We start from the raw sequence: 21,507 nt of genomic DNA, 5'->3' as shown, positions 1-21,507 counted from the left end.
ATATTTTTAAGCATTTACAGCAGGATATTGTTCTATATAAAGTATCAACTTTTGCTATTGTTATTTATTAATAGTTGTTTTATCTAAAGAATCCATACCATATCCTAAATAAAAAGAAGGCCATGGAGGTTGGTTATAACCTACATTTTGCCATACAATAGCCATTCTGTATTGTCTGTTGTGCATTAGCGTGGTTAATCTTCTAGTAGAAACATCAGAATTTATATAAATGCGTAAAGCCGAATTATCTGACGTTCGAAACATAACCTCTTCTCTCCAATCTCCAAACAGATCTGCTTGGAGACTTGGAGTAGCCTTAGTTCCATTATTGGAGCTACAGTTTTCAGCAGTAAAAATAGTTCCTATTCCATATTTAGAAATGGTTGTTCCATCTAGGAGTTCTCGTTGTAAATCGTTATCCCACCAAATAGCAAAATTTATAGATGGAATCTTTGAATCTACTACTTTTCCTTTAACATTATACACTCCCATATCTCCCATTGCCCAGAACTCGGCTCCTAAATGAGTAGAATCTATATCGGCTGCAAGTCCTCTTCCTACATCAATATTTTTTTTATGCTGCCAAATGATCTCTCCTGTACGAGCGCTTCTAAAAGTAACTCCATCTTTTTTATTTTCATGAGGCATAAAAACTTCTAACCCTGGTCTGTTTGGATCAAAATCAGACACATGTAATGCATCTCCATGTCCTAAACCAGTTGTATAAAGACCTGTTCCATCATTATCAACCGTCATCGAACCATAAATAATTTCATCTTTCCCATCTTCATCTACATCTGCAATACTTAAACTATGATTTCCTTGTCCTGCATACTCTTGATTTACTTTATCATCTGTATCAAAAACCCAACGTTTAAGAAGTTGCCCATCTTTAAAATCCCAAGCTGCAATTACAGTTCGTGTATAATAACCTCTACACATTACCAAACTAGGATGTTGACCATCTAAATATGCTACCCCGCCTAAAAAACGATCTACCCTATTACCATAAGTATCTCCCCAAGCTTCTAAATCTCCTCTAGCAGGCAAATAATCTGTGGTTGATATAGCTTTTCCTGTTTCTCCATCAAAAACGGTAAGATATTCTGACCCTTGTGTTATCCTTCCTACTTTATTTCTGTAATCTTTATTTGTTTCCCCGATGATATTTCCGAGTCCATCTTTAGTTCCGTCTGCTGTTTTACAAGCCATTTCTGCTTTTCCATCGCCATCCAAATCATATACCATAAATTGCGTATAATGCGCTCCAGCACGTATATTAATCCCTAAATCTACACGCCATTTTAACTTTCCAGTCATTGTATATGCATCTATATAAACATTCCCAGTGTAACCCTCGTGCGAATTATCTTTTGCGTTAGTAGGATTCCATTTAAGAATAACTTCATATTGACCATCGCCATCTAAATCTCCCACACTTGCATCATTAGCAGTGTAAGTATAAGAAACCCCATCGGGGGTTGTTCCTCCTTGTGGAATTTGTAATGGAATTTCTAAATAATTCTGTTGCCATACTTTTACCTTCTCAGAAGCTAAGACCTCTTTATTATCCAGAACAGCTTTTATTTGGTAAGTAGCGTTTTTAATAGTAGCATCAAGGAAATTTGTAGATTGTTTTATAGGTTGATTATTTAATAAAACCCCATCTCGATACACATTAAAAGAAACATTTTTAGAGTCGCTTTCCAATAATCTCCAAGCCACATATACCTCCTTAGGATTTGTTCTTATGGCGACTAACCCTCTGTTTAAATCTTCCATTTTATGTTGTGCACTGGTATTAAATAATCCTGCAATTGTAAATAACAGCATCCATAGGTAGTTGGCTTTCATATTGGCTTTTCTTAAGATTTTAAGACTTGTAATTTAGATTCTTAAAAGTATGCCATTGTAAGAAACCTCTTATCCTGTACTATCCTGAAGTTAAGAATTATAAATTATTTAGTTATTCCGTAAAGCTGTTATTAATTCTTTTTTCTTCATTTTAGAGCGTCCAGAAATACCAACATTTTTGGCTTGTTCATACAACTCCTCTTTTGTCCATTGCTCATAAGGTTTTGCTTTCCCTCCTTTTTTTCCTGAATCTGGTGTATTTGCTATTCGGGCAGATTTTTCTTTACTATAACCTTTATCTCGTAAAGCCTCATACTGCTCTTCATTTTTTATTCTTGGATTTGGCATTTTCTTAAAATTTTAATAGTTAAATCAACTACCTCAAGGCAAGCCTACGTGCTATTCAAAGGAAAATAATTTAATCCATTTCGACGTAGAGCCCTTCGGTAAACTCGACTCTGGGGAATAAAACCCTCAATGAGGGATTTAATCGTGTTCTTGTAGATATTCCTGACAAGCATTAGCACATTCCTTACAAGCCTGTGCACAAACTTGACAATGATTATTAGTGTGTTGCTCGCACTCCTTTTCACATTGCTGACAAACAAAGAAGCAGAAATTAATCAACCCTGAGGTTTCCTTGAAATTGGTTGATAATACTTCTGCTAAAGCATTACATGTAGTAGCACATACATTATTTAATCGAATACAGTTACTCATATCCATTGGTTCTTCCAAACAAGCATCTGCACAATGGTAACATTTGGCAACACATTTATATAATATGGAAATTAATGCTTCTTTTTTCATAATTTCTAACTTTTTGGTTACTTAAATTTACACATCATAAAACCGTAACACAATAATATTCAGGTGGTTTATCAAAACTTTAGCACTCTTTTTCATCTTTTTAACATACAAAAAGCCTTCAGCAAAAAAAATGCTGAAGGCTTCTTTAAACAGATAGTTTTACTAATCTCTAACCACTATTCTGTTCTTTTGGTTGCATCCAAAATGGACATCAACCAAACACTAATCAAAAAAAACTAATCCTATTTTTAAAGTAAGAATGAGGGAACCTTACTAACACTAAATTCAGGATTAATTAATCATTACGAATGCTAATTCCATCCGCCACCAAGTGCGCGATACATTTCTACCATCGCACTCATTTGTTCCATTTTTGTTTCAACAAGATCAAACTTAGACTCTAATGCATCGCGTTGCGTTAACAACACTTCCATATAATCTGCTCTGGCAGATTTAAACAGAATATTAGAAATATCTATTGATCTGGTAAGCGCAGCTACCTCCTGAGATCTAAGGTCATAACTTTGCTTAATATTATCTATTTTTGCTAGCTGATTTGCCACTTCTACATACGCATTTAAAACCGTTTGTTCATAATTATAAACAGCTTGTATTTGCTGTGCGTTTGCGCTGTAATATGTTGCTTTTATAGCACTTCTATTAATTAAAGGCGCTGTTAACTCTCCTGCAACATTATACAATAGAGATTCTGGAGAAGTAAAAAGATATTTGGTATCAAAAGCCTGATATCCAATCCCTGCTGTAATATCTAGACTAGGATAAAATCTTTTTTTGGCAACTTTAACATCCAATTTAGAAGCTGCTAATTCCAATTCTGCTTGTCTAATATCTGGACGATTTTCTAGCAATTGTGCGGGAACTCCAGTATGAATCATACTAGGAGATAATTCTGTAAACGATTTTGAATCTCTCTCTATATGCTGAGGATATCTTCCTGCTAAGAAATTAATTTTATTCTCCGTTTCCGTTATTTTCTGCTGAATATCAAATTGTAAACTCTTTGTGTGAAGCACTTCTGCTTCAAATTTACGAACTGCTAACTCTGTAACTTTAGCAGCCTCTTTCTGAAGTTTTACAATCCTTAAAGCATTAGATTGAATCGCTACATTTTGTTTTACAATTTCAAGCTGATTATCAAGAGCTAATAATTCGTAATAAGAGTTAGCTATTTCAGCAATTAAATTAGTAATCACAAAATTTTTCCCTTCCACAGAAGATAAATACCTGCTCACTGCTGCTTTCTTAGCATCGTGTAGTTTACCCCAAATATCTACTTCCCAAGAGGCATGCGCTCCCAGCATAAAATCTGGAAGCGGATCTGGCATTTCTTCTCCTGGTTTAATATCTGTAGTGGCATCATTAGCTCCTAAACTTGTATAACGCGCACGTTTTTCAAGCCCTGCTCCAGCTCCAAGTCCAATTGAAGGCATATACTCTCCTTTTTTGGCTCTCACTTCACTCTTAGCAATTTGGATTTCTTGTAACGTAATATTTAATTCCTGATTGTTTTCCAAAGCAATTCCAATCAAGCTATCCAAATATGGGTCGGTAAAGTACTCCTTCCATTTAATTTGGGCGGTATTCAAACTGTCTGTAGTTTGATTCTTAAATTGCTCTGGAACCGACTTATCTGCTTCCATACTTTTAATAGTTGGAACACAAGAATAAAGGGTTGTTATAGCAATAATCCCAACCAGATACGTTTTTTTAGAGTGTAACATAATTCCCTTTTTATTGTTCATCGTCAGATTTTTTCATTAATTTTTTCATGAGTTTATCAATTCTGCGAAGTTTCATTTCTGTTTTTCTCTCCCCTTCTCCGGTACGCATAAACTCTTCTGAAACAGGCTCCGTATTTTCATCCTTTATAAGCTCACGTCCGTCGGACATTTTAGCAAAAACAAAGTACAACCCTGGAATAACTAATACCCCTAGAATAGTTCCTATAAGCATTCCTCCCATGGCAGAGCTCCCAATAGTTCTGTTTCCTATTGCCCCTGCCCCAGTTGCAATTACTAAAGGAATTAATCCAGCAACAAAGGCAAAGGAGGTCATTAAAATTGGTCTAAACCTAACTTTTGCTCCTTCAATAGCAGCATCAATAATACTAGATCCTTGTCGCCTTTTTTGAACTGCAAATTCTACAATCAATACGGCATTTTTACCCAGTAATCCAACCAGCATAATAACTCCAATCTGTGCATACACATCGTTTGCTAATCCTGTTAATTTTAATAATAAGAAAGATCCAAAAACCCCTACAGGTAAAGAAAGAATAACTGCCAATGGCAATAAGAAACTTTCATATTGAGCAGCAAGTACTAAATACACAAATATTAATACGACTCCGAAAATGTATAAAGATTCATTTCCTCTAGAAGCTTCATCATAAGAAAGACCTTCCCAACCAATATCATACCCTCTTGGCAGCGTTTGCTCGGCTACTTCACGGATAGCTTTAATAGCATCTCCACTGGTATAACCTTTAGCTGGAAGTCCTCTAATTGCGGCAGAATTATATAAGTTGTATCTGGTAATTTCATTAGGTCCTAATTTCTTTTCCATTTTCATGAAAGCAGAATAAGGAACCATCTCTCCTTCTTCATTTTTAACATACAGCTTTTCTAAATCGGATGGCATTCCTCTATATTCTGGAGCTGCCTGTGTATATACTTTAAAAAATCTTCCGTATTTAATAAATCCTTGTTCATACGTACTCCCAATTAATATATTAAGGTTTTCCATTGCTTTTCCAATAGAAACTCCTTTTTGCATAGCAGCTTTATTATTAATTACTAACTCATATTGTGGATAATTGGCAGCAAAGAAGGTAAATAAACCTGTAATTTCTGGTCGCTTTCTCAATGCATCCATAAAATCGTTATTTACGCTTTCGAACTCATGAAAGTCTGTTGAACTTGTTTTATCGAGTAAACGCATTGCAAAACCTCCTGAAGATCCAAAACCAGGTACCGCAGGTGGCTCGAAGTACTCAATAACAGCTCCAAGGTCTTTGGTTTCTTCTTCTAACTCTTCCATGATTTCATGAACACTGTGTTGGCGCTCATCCCATGGTTTTAAGTTAATAAGGCAAGTACCTGCGTTAGACCCCCTACCTTCGGTCATAATTTCATAACCTGCCAATGAGGAAACAGATTTTACTCCTTCGGTTTCTTCACAAATCTTTTGCAGTTTTTTTGCAACTTCATTTGTACGCTCTAATGTTGCTCCTGGAGGAGTTTGAATAATAGCGTAAATCATTCCTTGGTCTTCATTCGGAATAAATCCTGCTGGCAACACCTGATTAGTAAAGAATATCCCTACACAGAAAGCTGTTAAAAGTCCGAAAGTTATTACTCTACGATTAACTATTAATGTAAGTAGTTTTACATACCTTCCTGTAAGCTTATCAAACTTAGAGTTAAACCAATCTATAAATTTATCTACAGGAGATCTACGCTTTTTACCATGATTGTTTTTTAATAAAATAGCACATAAAACCGGGGTTAACGTCAATGCTACAACCGCCGATAAAATAATGGCAGCCGCCATTGTTATAGAGAATTGACGGTAGAAAACTCCCACTGGTCCAGACATAAAGGAAATTGGAATAAATACGGAAACCATTACAAGGGTAATAGCAACAATAGCTCCTCCCATTTCTTCTAATACGGCATATGAGGCTTTGTATGGCGTGAGGTTCTCTTCATGAATTTTAACATGGACTCCCTCTACCACCACAATAGCATTATCTACCACAATACCAATAGCTAATACCAATGCAAAGAGGGTAATTAAATTAATAGAGAGTCCAAACATTTGCATAACAAAGAAGGTTCCTATTAAAGATACAGGTACTGCAATAATCGGAATCAGCGTGGAGCGCCAATCTCCTAAAAACAAGAACACAACAATTCCTACCAGAATAAAAGCATCTCGTAAGGTATGTACTACTTGTTCAATAGAAGCATCTAAGAAATTTGATACGTCATATCCAATTTGATAATCTACCCCTGGAGGTAAATCTGCTTCCAACTCTTTAAGTTTATCTTTTACAGATTTTATTACATCACTACCATTACTTCCAAAGGTTTGCTTTAAAACTATAGACGCCGCTGGATCTCCATCTAAATTGGAGTAAATATCAAAAAACTCACTTCCTAATTCAACATCGGCTATATCTTTTAATTTTAAAACCTCCCCATCTTCATTGGCTTTAATGATAATGTTTTTATAATCTTCAGGTTCATTGTACCTTCCTTGATAGGTAAGTACATATTCTAAAGCTTGTGCCTTTTTACCCGAACTTCTACCTAATCGTCCTGGCCTAGCTATAATACTTTGTTCGTCCATAGCCTCTAAAACTTCTTCAGCAGAAACTTTATAAGCTCTCATACGGTCTGGCTTTAACCAAACTCTCATTGCATATTTACGACTTCCCAAAATTTTAGCACTTGCAATTCCTTTTATACGCTGTATTTCTGGAACTATTTTAGTGTATGCATAGTTGTATAGAAATTTCTCATCGTTATTCTCATTCTTACTAAACAAGTTAACATACATAAGCATACTCGGCTGTACAGGGGTAATTACCACCCCTTCTCTTTGTACTAGTTCTGGAAGTAAGGGCATTACTTGGTCAACCCTAGTTTTTACTCTTACTACAGCCTGATTAGGGTCTGTACCTGGTTCGAAAATAATACGTAAAGTTCCTTCTCCTGCACTGGTTGCATCTGAAGCTATATAACGCATTCCTTGTACCCCATTTATAGAAGTTTCTAAAGGAATTAAGGTTGAATTTACTAATACATCTGCACTTGCTCCTGGGTATGCAATAAAGATATTAACAGTAGTTGGTGCAATTTGCGGAAATTGCGATATTGGCAATTGCTTCATAGCCAGTAATCCCGTAAAAACGAGGACCACCGATATGACAATAGCCAACACGGGTCTTTTTATAAATTTACTAAACATTTTGTTGTAATTTTATGGGTTTGAATTACTCTGCGTACATATCTAAGTTTGCTAAAACAGCATCTGGTTTTTCAAGCTCATACGCTATCTTTTCACCATCTTTAACCATTCGGATCCCTTCGAGTAATATCTTATCGTTTGCGGAAAGACCTTTATCTATAATAAACAAGTGTGGTAACTCGGCTTTTACACTTACCTCTGTTTGTCTCACTTTATTATCTTTATCAATTACAAAAACAAACTTCTTACTTAAAATTTCGAAGGTTGCTTTTTGAGGAATTATCATAGCGTCTTTAAATGGAACTTCCATCATAATACTTCCTGTTTCTCCATGTCTAAGCAATCCTTCAGGATTTGGAAATGTTGCTCTAAATGGAATGTTCCCTGTTTCATTATTAAATTCAGCCTCAATAGTACTTACTTCTCCTTGGTGCTTAAACAGTTGATTATTTGCCATCAATAAATTAACATCTATAGGATTTTCTTTACTAAAACTAGTAGTGTAATTCAAGTATTCTGCTTCTGGTACATTGTAGTATACCCACATTTCACTATTATCGGAAAGGCTAGAAAGTAATTCTCCTTCGTCTACTAAACTTCCTTCTCTTACAAGAAAACGGTCTATAATTCCGTCGTATGGGGCTCTAATTTCTGTAAACTGAAGATGAACATTAGATAGCGCCAACTCAGCTTTAGCCTTCTCCCATTTTGCTTTCGCCATTGCTAATTCGTTTGGCGAAACAATATCGTTATCAGCCAAATTTTTAGTGTTATTGTATTCTATTTCTGCAAAATTTGCTTCTGCCTTTGCTTTCTCAAATTCTGCCTCATATAATTTTGGCATTATCTGAAATAATAATTGGCCTTTTTTTACATGCTGACCTTCATCTACATATATTTTTTGTAAATACCCACGTTCTTGGGCTCTTAATTCTATATGTCTAATGGATTGTATTTGACACACATAATCTTCGGTAATAATTGTGTCTTTAACTTTAGGAGTAGTTACTGCAAATTTAACTTCTTCCTTCTTTTCTTTTTCTTTTTTTGATGAACAACTTGTATGACTTAACAAGGCAAACAAGCTCATCACTATGAGCGTATTCTTCATAACAATTTTGCTTTTAAAGCGTAAGGATTATTTAAGATTATTTAAAAATTTGAAAAACACAGCAGATGCTTATAGCAACCTTAATTGTTGCTAATAACTTTGTGTTTAAATTTTAACTAAACGGAAGTGAAAGACAATGACTCTTGCCCTTCTAATACTTTAAAATCAAATTCGGAATACTCGAAATATGATATACAATCTGTAAGATAATGAGTTAGATAATTTCTTACAGTGAAATAAATGTTTTTTTGGAAAAGGAAAGAAAGCTATAAGTGCTAAAGAGAAAAGTGTAGAATTAATAAAATTATTTAACTCTACTTGTTTTTTATAAGAAGTTACCTCTTCCTCAACTTCGCTTTCAATTATTTCTAATCTGTGATTCTTTTTTTCTGAATTAGAAAAAGAATATGCACTTAAAGATTGTGCATTTTTAATAAGTTCAACTCCAGAATGTGTAGAGCTTTCAATACCATTTATAATAGAAATACCGCATTCTTCCTTATTACTATTAGCAAACAGTAAACTGTAGCCAGTTATAAGGACAACAATGAAAGATATTAATATTTTATAGAGTAGTTTCATTTACGGGGCTAAAACTACAAAAAGAGTCAATTTCTTACAAGATAAGAATCGTTAAATATTGTTATAACTTTTTTATGCCTTTCTATTTTTCTTCAATTTAAAAAAATAAAATTATAAATAACTGATAATCAGCGTGTTTAAAACCATTAATGTTCGAGTAAAAATACAAGACCGCTTCGCTGCAAGAGAAAAGAACAAAGACTAAATCTTAACTATCACAAAATGAGCATCTTAAAGAAATAACATTACTTAACTCCTCTTTTTATTCATTTTTCTTAATAGCAATGGGGCTATTTTAAAAACCTCTATTAACCCTTGATATATTATGTGGAATGCAATAAACGCTGTCTGCTTTTATCGGACAACAATAATATTTAGATAAAAATACTTTTCTTAACCCGTTGTGCATTTAGAAAAAGTTGTGCAAACTGCTAAAATGCAGTAAATTGTAGTAACCACACTATAATTTATATGCACAACTTTCAAGCAAATTACGACAAAATCCTCAAGGTTTTAAAAGAATTGGATTGTAAAATGGATTATTTACATCAAATCCGTAAACCTAAATTAAGAGATAAAGAGCTTATAGCTATTGATTTAACATCAGAATATATGAGTGTTGATAGTGAATGCCAGCTTTTTCGAATGTTACCTGCTGGTCTATCCAGCAAAATAGAGCGCAGTGTCTACAATAGAAGAAAGCGTAAGTTGTTTTCTTTTAGAGAATCACTTCGCAAGGCATTAGTGAGAAAGTTGAATAAATCTGAGCATTGTTATATTGTTGACAGTATGCCGTTAGAGGTCTGTAAATTATCAAGAAGCGCTAGAAGTAAGATATGTAAAGAACAAAACTACAGTCTGCCCGAAAAAGGATATTGTGCAAGTCAATCAAGCCATTATTATGGATATAAATTACATGCTGTCTGTTCTGCTCAGGGTGTTATCGAAAGTATGGATATTAGTCCAGCCTCTGTGCACGATATTAATTATTTAAAGGATATAAAGCATCAATTAAGTGATTGCATATTACTTGGTGATAAAGGGTATTTGTCGGCTGAATATCAATTGAATTTATTTGAATATCATAATATTAGACTTGAAACCCCTATGAGAACAAACCAGCATAACTATAGGGAGCAGCCGTACGTTTTTAAGAAATCCAGAAAGCGTATTGAAACATTGTTTTCTCAACTTTGCGACCAATTTATGATTCGAAGGAATTATGCTAAATCTTTTGAGGGATTCAAAAACAGAATATTATCTAAGATTACGGCTATGACGGTCATTCAATATATAAACATATTTGAATTCAACAGAAATATCAATAACCTAAAAATCAATATTGCCTAAATGCACAACGGGTTTTTCTTATATTCTGATAAAAATAACAGCATAAATAATATCGAGATTAAGAAGTGTTTATATCTTGTGTTATAATTAACACCTAAAATTCATATTTTTGTAAAAAATAAAACGAATATGCTCATAATCGGAATTGCTGGTGGAACTGGCTGTGGGAAAACAACCGTTGTTAATCAAATAGTAAACGAACTTCCAGAGAACGAAGTAGGAGTTATTTCTCAAGATTCTTATTACAATGAAACTTCTCATTTAAGCTATGATGAACGTACAAAAATAAATTTTGACCATCCACGGGCTATCGATTTTGATCTTTTATACGATCATTTAGTAGCTTTAAAAAATAATGAAGTTATAGAGCAACCTGTATATTCTTTTGTAAAACATAATAGAACAAAAGATTCTATCCTTACGCACCCCCACAAAGTAATGATTGTGGAAGGTATTTTAATCCTTACAAATCCTAAAGTACGAGAACTTTTTGATATTAAAATATATGTACATGCCGATTCTGATGAGCGATTAATACGTAGAATAAAGAGAGATATTTCTGAAAGAGGGCGAGATATTGACGAAGTTTTATTACGTTACCAAACAACGCTAAAACCGATGCACCAACAATTTATTGAGCCTACAAAAGAATTTGCAGATATTATTATTCCAAACAATAGATACAATACTGTTGCCGTTGATATTGTAAGAACCATTATAAACGAACGCTTGCTATAAAATGACATTTAAAGAAATAAGAAAATCTAGATGGTTTAAATTTTTCAGCAACATTTACGTGCTTGTCCTAACCGTATTTGTTATTTGGATGTTATTTTTTGATGCCAATTCTTGGTGGTTTACACATAGAGAATTGGATAAAGAAATAGAAAAATTAGAGGAACAAAAAGTTCATCTAAAAGAAGCTATAGAAAAAGATAAATCTATTCTTCGGAAGTTAAACAGCAAAGAAGAAATAGAAAAATTTGCTAGAGAAGAATACTATCTAAAAAAAGATGATGAAGAAATTTACCTTATTGAATATGCCGATAGTATAAAAAACGACTAACTTTTTAGGTCTAAAACAAAGACTACTTCCTAAACCAAAACTGAAATAAGCCACTATGACTAATTCACTTTTTAATGAGTTTCCAGAAATCTCTACTAAACAGTGGAAACAAAAAATACAGTTTGAATTAAAAGGAGAAGATTATAATGATACTTTGGTAACTAAAACACCCGAAGATATTAATATCAAACCTTTCTATAATTCTGATGATTTTCCGGCAGAAAACAATAGTATTATAAATCCTGAATGGAATATCTGTGAAAAAATATTTGTGGCTAAAGCTTCGGGAGCTAATGTAAAAGCTATTGAAAACATTAAGAAAGGGGCTCAAAGTATCCTTTTCTTTTTCCCCGATGATACAGCCGACCTTCATACTTTATTTAAAAGTTTTCCTTTTAAAACTGTAGCAATTCATATAGAAACAGCTTTTTTATCTGTTGATTTTGTAAAGCAACTTGTTAATTTCTTTAAAAATAAACAAGCACATATTTTCCTACACATAGACATTATTGGAAATCTTGCACGAACAGGGAATTGGTATTTCAATTTTAAAAAAGACTTTGCTATTTATAATAACATCCAAAGCATTCTTACCGATATTCCCCAATTTAAAACCGTTGTAACTGTTGATCTTTCTTTATACCAAAATGCTGGTGCCAATATGGTACAACAACTAGCTTATGGGCTGGCACATGTAAATGAGTACTTTACCTATTTAGAAAGAAAAGATTTTGCAGTAACTTTTAAAATAGCTGTTGGGAGCAATTACTTTTTTGAAATTGGGAAACTAAAAGCATTGCGTATTTTATGGAAAACCATAGCTTCAGAATATAATTCTACTGCTAATTGTTTCCTTTTTTGTACCCCAACAAAGCGGAATAAAACGCTGTACGACTATAATGTAAACATGTTGCGAACCACCACAGAATCCATGAGTGCTATAATTGGTGGTGCCGATACTATTTGCACACTTCCTTATGATAGTTTTTATCATAAAGACAAGGAATTTGCTTCAAGAATTGCAAGAAATCAATTGTTAATTCTTAAACATGAAAGCTATTTTGACAAAGTAAAGAATCCTTCAGATGGAAGTTATTATATTGAATCTATTACGGAAGATTTAGCTAAAAAAGGACTCGAATTATTTAAAAAGATTGAAGCAAAAAATGGTTTTTTAACTTTATTAAAAGAACATCTTATTCAGAAAAAGATAAAAGAAAATGCAAATACCGAGCAGACAAAATTCAACGAAAAAAGTAAAATATTAGTAGGCACAAATAAATATCAGAATCAAAAAGACCGCATGCAAAATGAGCTTGAGCTCTATCCTTTTGTAAAAACTGAAATCAGAAAAACACTAATTGAGCCAATTATAGAGCGAAGATTAGCAGAAGCTTCTGAACAAGAACGATTAAAAAAGGAAGTTTTATGAAACGGAAAGACCTTCAACATATTACCTTAAAAAAAACTTTAACTAAAGAAGGAAATGCTTCTGAAAATATTACTTTTCCTACTGCTGAAAAAATAAATTTAAAAGCGGTTTACAATAAAGACGATATGAAGCAGCTTGAGCATTTAAATTTTGCTGCAGGCTTTCCTCCTTTTCTTCGGGGTCCATATAGCACCATGTATGTTCGAAAACCATGGACTATAAGGCAATATGCTGGTTTTTCTACTGCTGAAGAAAGTAATGCTTTTTATAGAAGAAATTTAGAAGCTGGTCAAAAAGGACTCTCAGTAGCCTTTGATTTGGCAACGCATCGTGGTTATGATTCGGATCATGAAAGAGTAGTTGGCGATGTAGGAAAAGCTGGAGTGGCTATCGATTCGGTTGAAGATATGAAAATACTTTTCGATCAAATTCCCCTTGATAAAATGTCGGTTTCTATGACCATGAATGGTGCGGTACTCCCTATAATGGCTTTTTATATTGTTGCCGCTCAAGAGCAAAGGGTGGATATAAAAACCCTCTCCGGAACTATTCAGAATGATATTTTAAAGGAATTTATGGTTCGAAATACCTATATCTACCCTCCTACACCTTCTATGAAGATTATTGCAGATATTTTTGAATTCACCAGCAAGAACATGCCAAAATTTAATAGTATTAGTATTTCTGGCTACCACATGCAAGAAGCGGGTGCTACTGCCGATATTGAACTTGCATATACACTAGCAGATGGATTGGAATATATTAAAACAGGGATAAAAGCTGGCATGGATATCGATACATTTGCACCCAGACTCTCATTTTTCTGGGGGATTGGGATGAATCATTTTATGGAAATTGCTAAAATGAGAGCCGCTCGAATGCTATGGGCAAAATTAGTCAAGCAATTTAATCCGAAGAACGAAAAATCTTTATCGCTCCGCACCCATTGTCAAACTAGTGGTTGGAGTTTAACCGAGCAAGATCCTTTTAACAATGTTGCTCGAACTTGTATAGAAGCTACGGCTGCTACTTTTGGCGGCACACAGTCGCTTCACACCAATGCCTTAGATGAAGCTATTGCACTTCCTACAGATTTTTCAGCAAGAATAGCAAGAAATACGCAATTGTTTTTGCAAGAAGAAACTGAAATTACAAAAACAGTAGACCCATGGGCAGGAAGCTATTATGTAGAAAGTCTCACCCATAAAATTGCAAATAAAGCATGGAAACTTATTGAAGAAGTGGAGACTTTAGGAGGCATGACAAAAGCTATAGAAGCTGGTATTCCTAAAATGCGTATTGAAGAAGCCGCAGCAAGAAAACAAGCTCGAATTGATAGCAATCAAGATATAATTGTAGGGGTAAATAAATATAGATTAGAGAAAGAAGATCCACTCCAAATACTAGAGGTAGATAACCAAACCGTTAGAAAACAACAAATTGAACGCCTAGAAAGCATAAAAGCTACACGAAATGAGGCTGCTGTTACCGCTTCTTTATTAAAATTATCACAATCGGCTAAATCGGGCGAAAATAATTTACTAGCTTTAGCTATAGAAGCTGCCAAAAATAGAGCTACTCTGGGAGAGATTTCCTCTGCTTTAGAAGAAGTTTTTGGCAGATACAAAGCAAAAATTCAATCTTTTAGTGGCGTGTATTCAAAAGAAGTAAAACAAGATAAGAGTTTTGAAAAAGCAAAATCGATGACCGATAAATTTGCAGAGCAAGAGGGCCGTAGACCTAGAATTCTTATTGCCAAAATGGGACAAGATGGTCATGATAGAGGCGCCAAAGTTGTAGCTACTGGGTATGCAGATATTGGTTTTGATGTAGATATTGGTCCGCTTTTCCAAACACCACAAGAGGCTGCTAAGCAAGCCGTAGAAAACGATGTTCATATCCTTGGGGTTTCCTCTTTGGCAGCTGGACACAAAACTTTAGTTCCAGAGGTAATTAATACGCTAAAGAAATATGGTCGAGATGATATTATGGTCATTGTAGGCGGAGTGATTCCGAAACAAGATTATCAATTTTTATTTGATGCTGGCGCTGTAGCTGTTTTTGGACCTGGAACCAAAGTAAGTGAAGCCGCTATTAAAATTTTAGAAATTTTGATTGAGGAGTGAGGAAGTCGGAAGATTAAATAATTAAAAGATTAAAGGATTGAAAGATTGAAGGGTTGAAAGACTTGGGAGTCGGAAGTTTCAAAAAATCTTTACAATTTTGAGATTTTGAACCTGAAATTAATAGAAAAAAACCAGAAACAGGAAACAAAAAACCAGAAACAGGAAACTAGAAACATCAGAATTTAATCCCCTTTGCGACTTTACACATCTTTAATTTTTTAACTTTCAACCTTTAACTTTTCAACCTTCAACTTTCAACTAACTAAAAAACATACATATGAAATACACAGATAAAATGCTTCGTGATGGAGCGCTTGAAGGAAAATCAATAGTAGTAACAGGTGGTGGTAGCGGTTTAGGCAAGGCTATGACCAAATACTTTTTAGAGTTAGGAGCCAATGTTGCTATTACCTCTAGAAGTCTTGAAAAATTAGAAACTACAGCTAAAGAACTAGAGGCTGAAACAGGTGGAACTTGCTTTGCTGTAGCTTGCGATGTTCGCCATTATGACCAAGTAGAAGCAATGCGAGATAAAGTAATTGCCAAATTTGGAAAAATAGATGTACTCCTTAATAATGCAGCTGGTAACTTTATATCTCCTACAGAAAGACTTTCTGCTAATGCATTTGATACCATTATTGACATTGTATTAAAAGGGACCAAAAACTGTACACTAGCTTTTGGAAAACATTGGATAGATACAAAGCAAGAAAACACCAATGTATTAAATATTGTAACCACCTATGCTTGGACAGGCTCTGCATATGTAGTTCCATCTGCTACAGCAAAAGCTGGAGTATTAGCACTTACAAGAAGTTTAGCCGTAGAATGGGCAAAATACGGAATGCGTTTTAATGCAATTGCCCCAGGCCCCTTTCCTACAAAAGGTGCATGGGATAGATTGTTGCCGGGCGACTTAAAAGAGAAATTCGACTTAGCTAAAAAAGTGCCTTTAAAAAGAGTTGGCGATCATCAAGAATTAGCAAATCTTGCCGCTTATATGGTTTCAGATTTTGGAGCATATCTTAACGGAGAAGTAATTACTTTAGATGGAGGAGAGTGGTTAAAAGGTGCTGGTCAATTTAATTTGTTAGAAGCTGTACCAGAAGAAATGTGGGATATGCTAGAAGCAATGATTCGCAGTAAAAAGAAGCAATAAAATAGTATTAAGTATGCAGTATTAAGTATTTAGACTTTTTATTATTGTTGTCCGATAAAAGTTAACGGAATTTATTGAACTCCACTTATATCAAGGTTCAAATAGGGTTTTCAAAATAAACTCCTTGCTATTAATAAAAATATATAAAAAGAGGATTTTTGAAATATTATTTCTTTAAACTACTTATTTTATGGTACTTAAGATTTAATCTTTGTTCTTTGTTCTTTGTTCTTTGTTCTTTGTTCTTTGTTCTTTGTTCTTTGTTCTTATAGCGAAGCGGTATTGTATTTTTACTCGGACATTAATGACTTTTTATTATTGTTGTCCGATAAAAGTTAATGGAATTTATTGAACTCCACTTATATCAAGGTTCAAATAGGGTTTTCAAAATAGACCTCTTGCTATTAATAAAAATATATAAAAAGAGGATTTTTGAAATGCTATTTCTTTAAACTACTTATTTTATGGTACTTAAGATTTAGTCTTTTTTCTTTTTTCTTTGTTCTTATAGCGAAGCGGTCTTGTATTTTTACTCGGACATTAATGACTTTTTATCATTCGTGGATCTGTGACTAAAACCAATAAAAATTCAGATAAAAAAGCATCTATAAAAAAAATTATCAACTGAAATACAAATAAATATCCTATAGATAATCTATGCTTCGATGAGGTGTTGAATAACTGTTAACAAAATTCATTTTCTAAACTCGCAAATAGTTGTATTTTTACCTAACTATAATTTACCTTACTAAATCGAATTTCAAACATGGGCAAAGTAATTGCTGTAGCTAATCAAAAAGGTGGTGTTGGAAAAACTACAACATCTGTAAACCTCGCTGCTTCTTTGGGAGTACTTGAGAAAAAAGTACTTCTTATTGATGCAGACCCCCAAGCGAATGCTACTTCTGGTCTCGGTATTGATGTTGAGTCGGTTGAAGGAGGTACATATCAATTATTAGAGCATTCTGTAAAACCAGAAGACACTATTATTAAGACGGATTCCCCAAACGTTGATTTAATACCTGCCCATATAGATCTTGTAGCTATCGAAATAGAATTGGTAGACAAAGACTCAAGAGAATATATGTTGGCTAAAGCTATGGAACGACTGAAGGATTCTTACGATTATATTTTAATTGATTGTGCGCCTTCTCTTGGCCTATTAACATTAAATGCTTTAACAGCATCAGACTCGGTTATCATTCCTATTCAATGTGAATATTTTGCATTAGAAGGACTTGGAAAACTATTGAATACTATAAAAAGTGTTCAGAAAATACACAATCCTAATCTAGATATAGAAGGGTTATTACTCACCATGTATGACTCTAGATTAAGACTTTCTAACCAAGTGGTAGAAGAAGTGCAAAAACACTTTAGTGAAATGGTATTTGATACCATAATCCAACGAAATGTTCGTTTAAGTGAAGCACCAAGTTATGGAGAAACAATTATTAATTATGATGCTACAAGTAAAGGTGCTACCAATTACCTAAGCTTAGCACATGAAATAATTAAAAAGAATAAGCAAACAGTTTAAATGGCAAAGGCAACAAAAAAACAAGCTTTAGGAAGAGGGTTATCTGCTTTATTAAACGACCCTGAAAACGATATTAAATCGGCTTCAGATAAAAATGCAGATAAAGTAGTAGGTAGTATTGTGGAATTGGATATTGATGCCATTGAAGTAAATCCATTTCAGCCACGTACTAATTTTAACGAAGAAACGTTACAAGAACTTTCTACTTCTATTAAGGAATTGGGTGTTATACAACCAATTACCGTTAGAAAAATGGAGTTTAACCAATACCAATTGGTCTCTGGAGAAAGACGTTTAAGAGCTTCTAAATTAGCAGGATTAAAAGCAATCCCTGCTTATATCCGTATTGCTAACGACCAAGAGTCGCTAGAAATGGCATTAGTTGAAAACATTCAGCGTCAGGATCTAGACCCTATTGAAATTTCATTATCATACCAACGTCTTATAGACGAAATTAATATTACGCAAGAGCAACTTAGTGACCGTGTGGGTAAAAAACGTTCTACCATTACCAATTACCTACGTTTATTAAAACTAGACCCAATTATTCAAACAGGAATGCGCGACGGTTTTGTAAGCATGGGGCATGGAAGAGCTTTGATTAATATTGAAAATAAAAAAGACCAGTTAGAAATCTACGAAAAGGTAATTACTAATAATCTTTCTGTTAGAGAAACCGAAAAATTAGTTAGAGAATATCAAACTGGAAAGGAACAGAAAACAGAAAAAACCACTACTTCTGAAGTTCCAGAGTACATCTCAAAAAATGTAGAGGAACTTACCGAATACTTTTCTTCTAAAGTAGACGTTAAAGTAGCAAAGAATGGTAAAGGAAAGTTTATTATTCCTTTTCATTCAAAAGAAGACTTTTTACGCCTCACAAAACTTTTTAAATAGTGTTTAAAAGAAGTATTGCCGTTTTATTTTTATTACTTTTTCATTTTATTTCATCAGCTCAAGAAAAAGTAATCGACTCAGTAAGTAAAAATACCGAGGTCGATGCCACGCATGAAATGACCAAAAGAGAATTGCGAAAACTCGAAAAAGAAGCCCAAGATTCTCTTCAGAAATACGAAGAAGTAGATACTTTAGCAATTGCTTCTGACACTCTGTCGAGAAGAGAAAAACGCAAACTTAGAAAGCAACGAGAAATAGATAGTTTAGCAAGTTTAAACATCGATATTGATCCGCTTTCTCCTGCAAAAGCTGCATTTTATTCTGCCATTCTCCCTGGTTTAGGTCAGATTTACAATAAAACCTATTGGAAAGTACCTATTGTATATGGAGCAATTGGAACTGGAATGTATTTTTACATTAACAATACCAATTATTACAATAAATATCGGGATGCCTATAAACGTAGGTTAGCAGGATTTTATGACGACGAGTTTTACGATATTAATGGAGATGGAGTAATTCCTGGAACTCCAGATGTTAGTGATGATGCTTTAAGAGATGCGCAAGAATACTATCAACAAAATAGAGATTTATCTCTCCTAATTACGATAGGATTGTACGCCTTAAATATTATTGATGCCAATGTTACTGCACATCTAAAACAATTTAACGTGAGCGATAAACTTGCATTAAAACCTTATTACGAATACAATCAAATTGACTACACTCCCAACTATGGAATGCGGTTAAGTTTGAGCTTTTAACCTCTCACAGAGGGTTTTAAAATAGAAGATAACGGCGTACAGCAAGCCATATATAACTCATAGTTAATTAGCTAATTAATTAAAGTTAAGGGATATTTACAAGTCTGCCATTTTTTTAATTTATCTTATTGAAGAGGATCATAAAAAAAGTCCATGCTTAAGTGAAAAATCATCACTAATTTACACGCTACAAGCTGTATTCAAGCATGCTGTAGCTAATGTATAACTGACATTATAAATAAAATAAAATTGTTTTGGAATAAATTTTGCAATATATTTACTAATACAAAGTTTAAGAAAATGTCTAAAAAGATTGTAAATTATAAAATATCTTCTGCAACTATTCGTAAGGCAAACTCTTTACTTATTCGCAACGGAATATCTGAAAAATCAAGGAATGCTTATAACGGGGATATTAATATACAGTACCAGACCAAAAACGGAATTGTAAAAAAATCTTTTTCTAATTCAGATATCAAAGAAGCCTACAAAAAAGCATTACACGCTTATGTCCAAAAAGTTTAACTATATCTACGAAAAATTAGTAGATGATAAAAATGACATAATTGGTCATATTGCATATTCTATTTACAAGCAAGATAAAATAGATTATATCACTTCCAAAAAAGAAGAAAATCTTGAAATAAAGAACAAAATATTAATACCTTTTCACGAAATATCTTCAACAGCATCCTCAATAGAAGCTTATAAAATAAAAGCAGAGATAGTTATGCAAGCTTTCTTTGAAAACACTATAAGCGAAATCTACTCGGATATAGAAAAAGAAACTAAAGAAAATTACACCCAATTAATAAAAGATACGATAAAACCTCTTACATCAGGATTTTGGAAAAGCTTTTGGGCAGGATTATTAAGTGCTTTTATTTTCGCTTTAGTTATAGCAGCAATAGCCTTTATTCTTCAGTTTCAGAATTCTACAATAAATGTTACAGTTGACAAAAATAAGACTGAAAAAAATAACTAAATAGAAATAAAAAAACACTACAAAACATAGAGTAATAATAAAAATAAAAACATGAAAATAGCTTTACTTGGATATGGAAAAATGGGAAAAATGATTGAGCAAATTGCTATTTCCCGAGGACATGAAATTGTAGCCAAAGTAGACGAAAGCACACAAGATTTTGATATTAAAACTGCCGATGTAGCCATCGATTTTAGTATCCCTTCTGTTGCTTTTAAAAATATTTCTCTTTGTTTAGAGAATAATGTTCCTGTTATATCTGGAACTACTGGTTGGCTTGACAACTACGATAAAGCAGTAGAACTCTGCAACAAAAATAATGGCGCTTTTATCTATGCTTCTAACTTTAGCTTAGGAGTAAATGTTTTTTTTCAGCTGAATGAATATTTAGCTGAAATGATGAAAAACCTCTCTCAATATGAGGTAGCTATTGAAGAAATTCACCATACTCAAAAATTAGATGCTCCTAGTGGAACAGCCATTACACTTGCTGAAGGAATTATAAACAACTCCAACAAAGAAGCCTGGAAACTTGAGGAGGCTGCATCAAATGAAATTCCGATTACAGCTTTACGAGAGCCTGAAGTTCCTGGAACACATACTATTTCTTATAAAAGCGAGGTAGACACCATTGATATTAAGCATACAGCTCACAACAGAGAAGGTTTTGCTCTAGGAGCTGTGGTTGCTTCAGAATGGATTATCGGCAAAACAGGAGTTTTTAGTATGAAAGATGTGTTAAACTTGGGTTAAAAACATCCTTTTTGGGTTCTAAATATAGGCACATACGCTTATTAAACCGATAAAAAATATATTTTTACCGTAACTAAAATCCT

Annotated in this window: 19 protein-coding genes; 12 read left to right on the top strand and 7 right to left on the bottom strand. The window is 33.6% G+C overall.

Features of this window, described 5'->3' with window-relative positions; all coding sequences use genetic code 11:
* Window positions 1–60 precede the first annotated feature (60 nt).
* The 7 genes from JOOMADRAFT_RS08860 to JOOMADRAFT_RS08830 all read right to left on the bottom strand — a co-directional run bounded on the left by JOOMADRAFT_RS08860 (window position 61) and on the right by JOOMADRAFT_RS08830 (window position 9,352).
* A complete protein-coding gene (locus tag JOOMADRAFT_RS08860; RefSeq protein WP_008612666.1) occupies window positions 61–1,854 on the bottom strand; it encodes a rhamnogalacturonan lyase in 1,794 nt (597 codons plus the stop codon).
* A gap of 108 nt (window positions 1,855–1,962) precedes the next feature.
* Entirely contained in the window at window positions 1,963–2,202 is a 240-nt protein-coding gene (locus tag JOOMADRAFT_RS08855) for a DUF7218 family protein (protein WP_008612664.1), read from the bottom strand.
* 138 nt (window positions 2,203–2,340) lie between these two features.
* Entirely contained in the window at window positions 2,341–2,664 is a 324-nt protein-coding gene (locus JOOMADRAFT_RS08850) for a four-helix bundle copper-binding protein (protein ID WP_008612663.1), read from the bottom strand.
* 311 nt (window positions 2,665–2,975) lie between these two features.
* Window positions 2,976–4,427 carry a TolC family protein gene (locus JOOMADRAFT_RS08845; protein ID WP_008612662.1) on the bottom strand — a complete coding sequence of 484 codons (1,452 nt, stop codon included), beginning with the start codon at window positions 4,425–4,427 and terminating at the stop codon, window positions 2,976–2,978.
* Window positions 4,417–7,659 carry an efflux RND transporter permease subunit gene (locus JOOMADRAFT_RS08840; protein ID WP_008612660.1) on the bottom strand — a complete coding sequence of 1,081 codons (3,243 nt, stop codon included), beginning with the start codon at window positions 7,657–7,659 and terminating at the stop codon, window positions 4,417–4,419. The genes JOOMADRAFT_RS08845 and JOOMADRAFT_RS08840 overlap by 11 nt, the downstream gene beginning before the upstream one ends.
* 25 nt (window positions 7,660–7,684) lie before the next feature.
* Window positions 7,685–8,770, bottom strand: a complete 1,086-nt coding sequence (locus tag JOOMADRAFT_RS08835; RefSeq protein WP_008612659.1) for an efflux RND transporter periplasmic adaptor subunit — start codon at window positions 8,768–8,770, stop codon at window positions 7,685–7,687.
* A 165-nt stretch (window positions 8,771–8,935) separates the two neighbouring features.
* Window positions 8,936–9,352 carry a hypothetical protein gene (locus JOOMADRAFT_RS08830; RefSeq protein ID WP_008612658.1) on the bottom strand — a complete coding sequence of 139 codons (417 nt, stop codon included), beginning with the start codon at window positions 9,350–9,352 and terminating at the stop codon, window positions 8,936–8,938.
* 471 nt (window positions 9,353–9,823) lie between these two features.
* Between JOOMADRAFT_RS08830 and JOOMADRAFT_RS08825 the strand changes: the two genes are divergently transcribed.
* From JOOMADRAFT_RS08825 to dapB, 12 genes are all read left to right on the top strand, one after another.
* Window positions 9,824–10,702, top strand: coding sequence for an IS982 family transposase (locus tag JOOMADRAFT_RS08825; protein ID WP_008610872.1), 879 nt, complete (start codon window positions 9,824–9,826; stop codon window positions 10,700–10,702).
* A gap of 129 nt (window positions 10,703–10,831) precedes the next feature.
* Window positions 10,832–11,440, top strand: coding sequence for a uridine kinase (gene udk / locus JOOMADRAFT_RS08820; protein WP_008612657.1), 609 nt, complete (start codon window positions 10,832–10,834; stop codon window positions 11,438–11,440).
* Between the two features lies 1 nt (window position 11,441).
* The gene (locus JOOMADRAFT_RS08815; RefSeq protein WP_008612656.1) at window positions 11,442–11,768 is read left to right on the top strand and encodes an FtsB family cell division protein; all 327 of its coding nucleotides are present in this window, start codon (window positions 11,442–11,444) and stop codon (window positions 11,766–11,768) included.
* A 55-nt stretch (window positions 11,769–11,823) separates the two neighbouring features.
* Window positions 11,824–13,200 carry a methylmalonyl-CoA mutase subunit beta gene (locus JOOMADRAFT_RS08810; protein WP_008612655.1) on the top strand — a complete coding sequence of 459 codons (1,377 nt, stop codon included), beginning with the start codon at window positions 11,824–11,826 and terminating at the stop codon, window positions 13,198–13,200.
* The gene (gene scpA, locus JOOMADRAFT_RS08805) at window positions 13,197–15,326 is read left to right on the top strand and encodes a methylmalonyl-CoA mutase (RefSeq protein ID WP_008612654.1); all 2,130 of its coding nucleotides are present in this window, start codon (window positions 13,197–13,199) and stop codon (window positions 15,324–15,326) included. Before JOOMADRAFT_RS08810 ends, scpA begins: the two co-directional genes overlap by 4 nt.
* 277 nt (window positions 15,327–15,603) lie before the next feature.
* Window positions 15,604–16,485, top strand: a complete 882-nt coding sequence (locus JOOMADRAFT_RS08800) for an SDR family oxidoreductase (protein WP_008612653.1) — start codon at window positions 15,604–15,606, stop codon at window positions 16,483–16,485.
* A gap of 766 nt (window positions 16,486–17,251) precedes the next feature.
* Window positions 17,252–18,025, top strand: coding sequence for a ParA family protein (locus JOOMADRAFT_RS08795; protein WP_008612652.1), 774 nt, complete (start codon window positions 17,252–17,254; stop codon window positions 18,023–18,025).
* Window positions 18,026–18,922, top strand: coding sequence for a ParB/RepB/Spo0J family partition protein (locus JOOMADRAFT_RS08790; protein WP_008612651.1), 897 nt, complete (start codon window positions 18,026–18,028; stop codon window positions 18,920–18,922).
* Entirely contained in the window at window positions 18,922–19,686 is a 765-nt protein-coding gene (locus JOOMADRAFT_RS08785; protein ID WP_008612650.1) for a DUF5683 domain-containing protein, read from the top strand. Before JOOMADRAFT_RS08790 ends, JOOMADRAFT_RS08785 begins: the two co-directional genes overlap by 1 nt.
* A 300-nt stretch (window positions 19,687–19,986) precedes the next feature.
* The gene (locus JOOMADRAFT_RS08780) at window positions 19,987–20,211 is read left to right on the top strand and encodes a hypothetical protein (RefSeq protein WP_008612649.1); all 225 of its coding nucleotides are present in this window, start codon (window positions 19,987–19,989) and stop codon (window positions 20,209–20,211) included.
* A complete protein-coding gene (locus JOOMADRAFT_RS08775) occupies window positions 20,195–20,671 on the top strand; it encodes a hypothetical protein (RefSeq protein ID WP_008612648.1) in 477 nt (158 codons plus the stop codon). Before JOOMADRAFT_RS08780 ends, JOOMADRAFT_RS08775 begins: the two co-directional genes overlap by 17 nt.
* A gap of 51 nt (window positions 20,672–20,722) precedes the next feature.
* A complete protein-coding gene (gene dapB, locus JOOMADRAFT_RS08770; RefSeq protein WP_008612646.1) occupies window positions 20,723–21,424 on the top strand; it encodes a 4-hydroxy-tetrahydrodipicolinate reductase in 702 nt (233 codons plus the stop codon).
* Window positions 21,425–21,507: the final 83 nt, after the last annotated feature.

Origin of the sequence: Galbibacter orientalis DSM 19592 (genome assembly GCF_000260115.1) — a bacterium.
Classification (GTDB): domain Bacteria; phylum Bacteroidota; class Bacteroidia; order Flavobacteriales; family Flavobacteriaceae; genus Galbibacter; species Galbibacter orientalis.
This window is presented reverse-complemented; position numbering and strand designations above follow the sequence as displayed.

Coding starts and splice junctions, on each gene's coding strand:
- JOOMADRAFT_RS08860 (WP_008612666.1), bottom strand. CDS start 1,854: ATGAAAGCCAACTACCTATGGATGCTGTTATTTACAATTGCAGGATTA.
- JOOMADRAFT_RS08845 (WP_008612662.1), bottom strand. CDS start 4,427: ATGAACAATAAAAAGGGAATTATGTTACACTCTAAAAAAACGTATCTG.
- JOOMADRAFT_RS08775 (WP_008612648.1), top strand. CDS start 20,195: ATGTCCAAAAAGTTTAACTATATCTACGAAAAATTAGTAGATGATAAA.
- JOOMADRAFT_RS08790 (WP_008612651.1), top strand. CDS start 18,026: ATGGCAAAGGCAACAAAAAAACAAGCTTTAGGAAGAGGGTTATCTGCT.
- udk (WP_008612657.1), top strand. CDS start 10,832: ATGCTCATAATCGGAATTGCTGGTGGAACTGGCTGTGGGAAAACAACC.
- JOOMADRAFT_RS08850 (WP_008612663.1), bottom strand. CDS start 2,664: ATGAAAAAAGAAGCATTAATTTCCATATTATATAAATGTGTTGCCAAA.
- dapB (WP_008612646.1), top strand. CDS start 20,723: ATGAAAATAGCTTTACTTGGATATGGAAAAATGGGAAAAATGATTGAG.
- JOOMADRAFT_RS08835 (WP_008612659.1), bottom strand. CDS start 8,770: ATGAAGAATACGCTCATAGTGATGAGCTTGTTTGCCTTGTTAAGTCAT.
- JOOMADRAFT_RS08825 (WP_008610872.1), top strand. CDS start 9,824: ATGCACAACTTTCAAGCAAATTACGACAAAATCCTCAAGGTTTTAAAA.
- JOOMADRAFT_RS08800 (WP_008612653.1), top strand. CDS start 15,604: ATGAAATACACAGATAAAATGCTTCGTGATGGAGCGCTTGAAGGAAAA.
- JOOMADRAFT_RS08810 (WP_008612655.1), top strand. CDS start 11,824: ATGACTAATTCACTTTTTAATGAGTTTCCAGAAATCTCTACTAAACAG.
- JOOMADRAFT_RS08830 (WP_008612658.1), bottom strand. CDS start 9,352: ATGAAACTACTCTATAAAATATTAATATCTTTCATTGTTGTCCTTATA.
- JOOMADRAFT_RS08855 (WP_008612664.1), bottom strand. CDS start 2,202: ATGCCAAATCCAAGAATAAAAAATGAAGAGCAGTATGAGGCTTTACGA.
- JOOMADRAFT_RS08795 (WP_008612652.1), top strand. CDS start 17,252: ATGGGCAAAGTAATTGCTGTAGCTAATCAAAAAGGTGGTGTTGGAAAA.
- scpA (WP_008612654.1), top strand. CDS start 13,197: ATGAAACGGAAAGACCTTCAACATATTACCTTAAAAAAAACTTTAACT.
- JOOMADRAFT_RS08780 (WP_008612649.1), top strand. CDS start 19,987: ATGTCTAAAAAGATTGTAAATTATAAAATATCTTCTGCAACTATTCGT.
- JOOMADRAFT_RS08815 (WP_008612656.1), top strand. CDS start 11,442: ATGACATTTAAAGAAATAAGAAAATCTAGATGGTTTAAATTTTTCAGC.
- JOOMADRAFT_RS08840 (WP_008612660.1), bottom strand. CDS start 7,659: ATGTTTAGTAAATTTATAAAAAGACCCGTGTTGGCTATTGTCATATCG.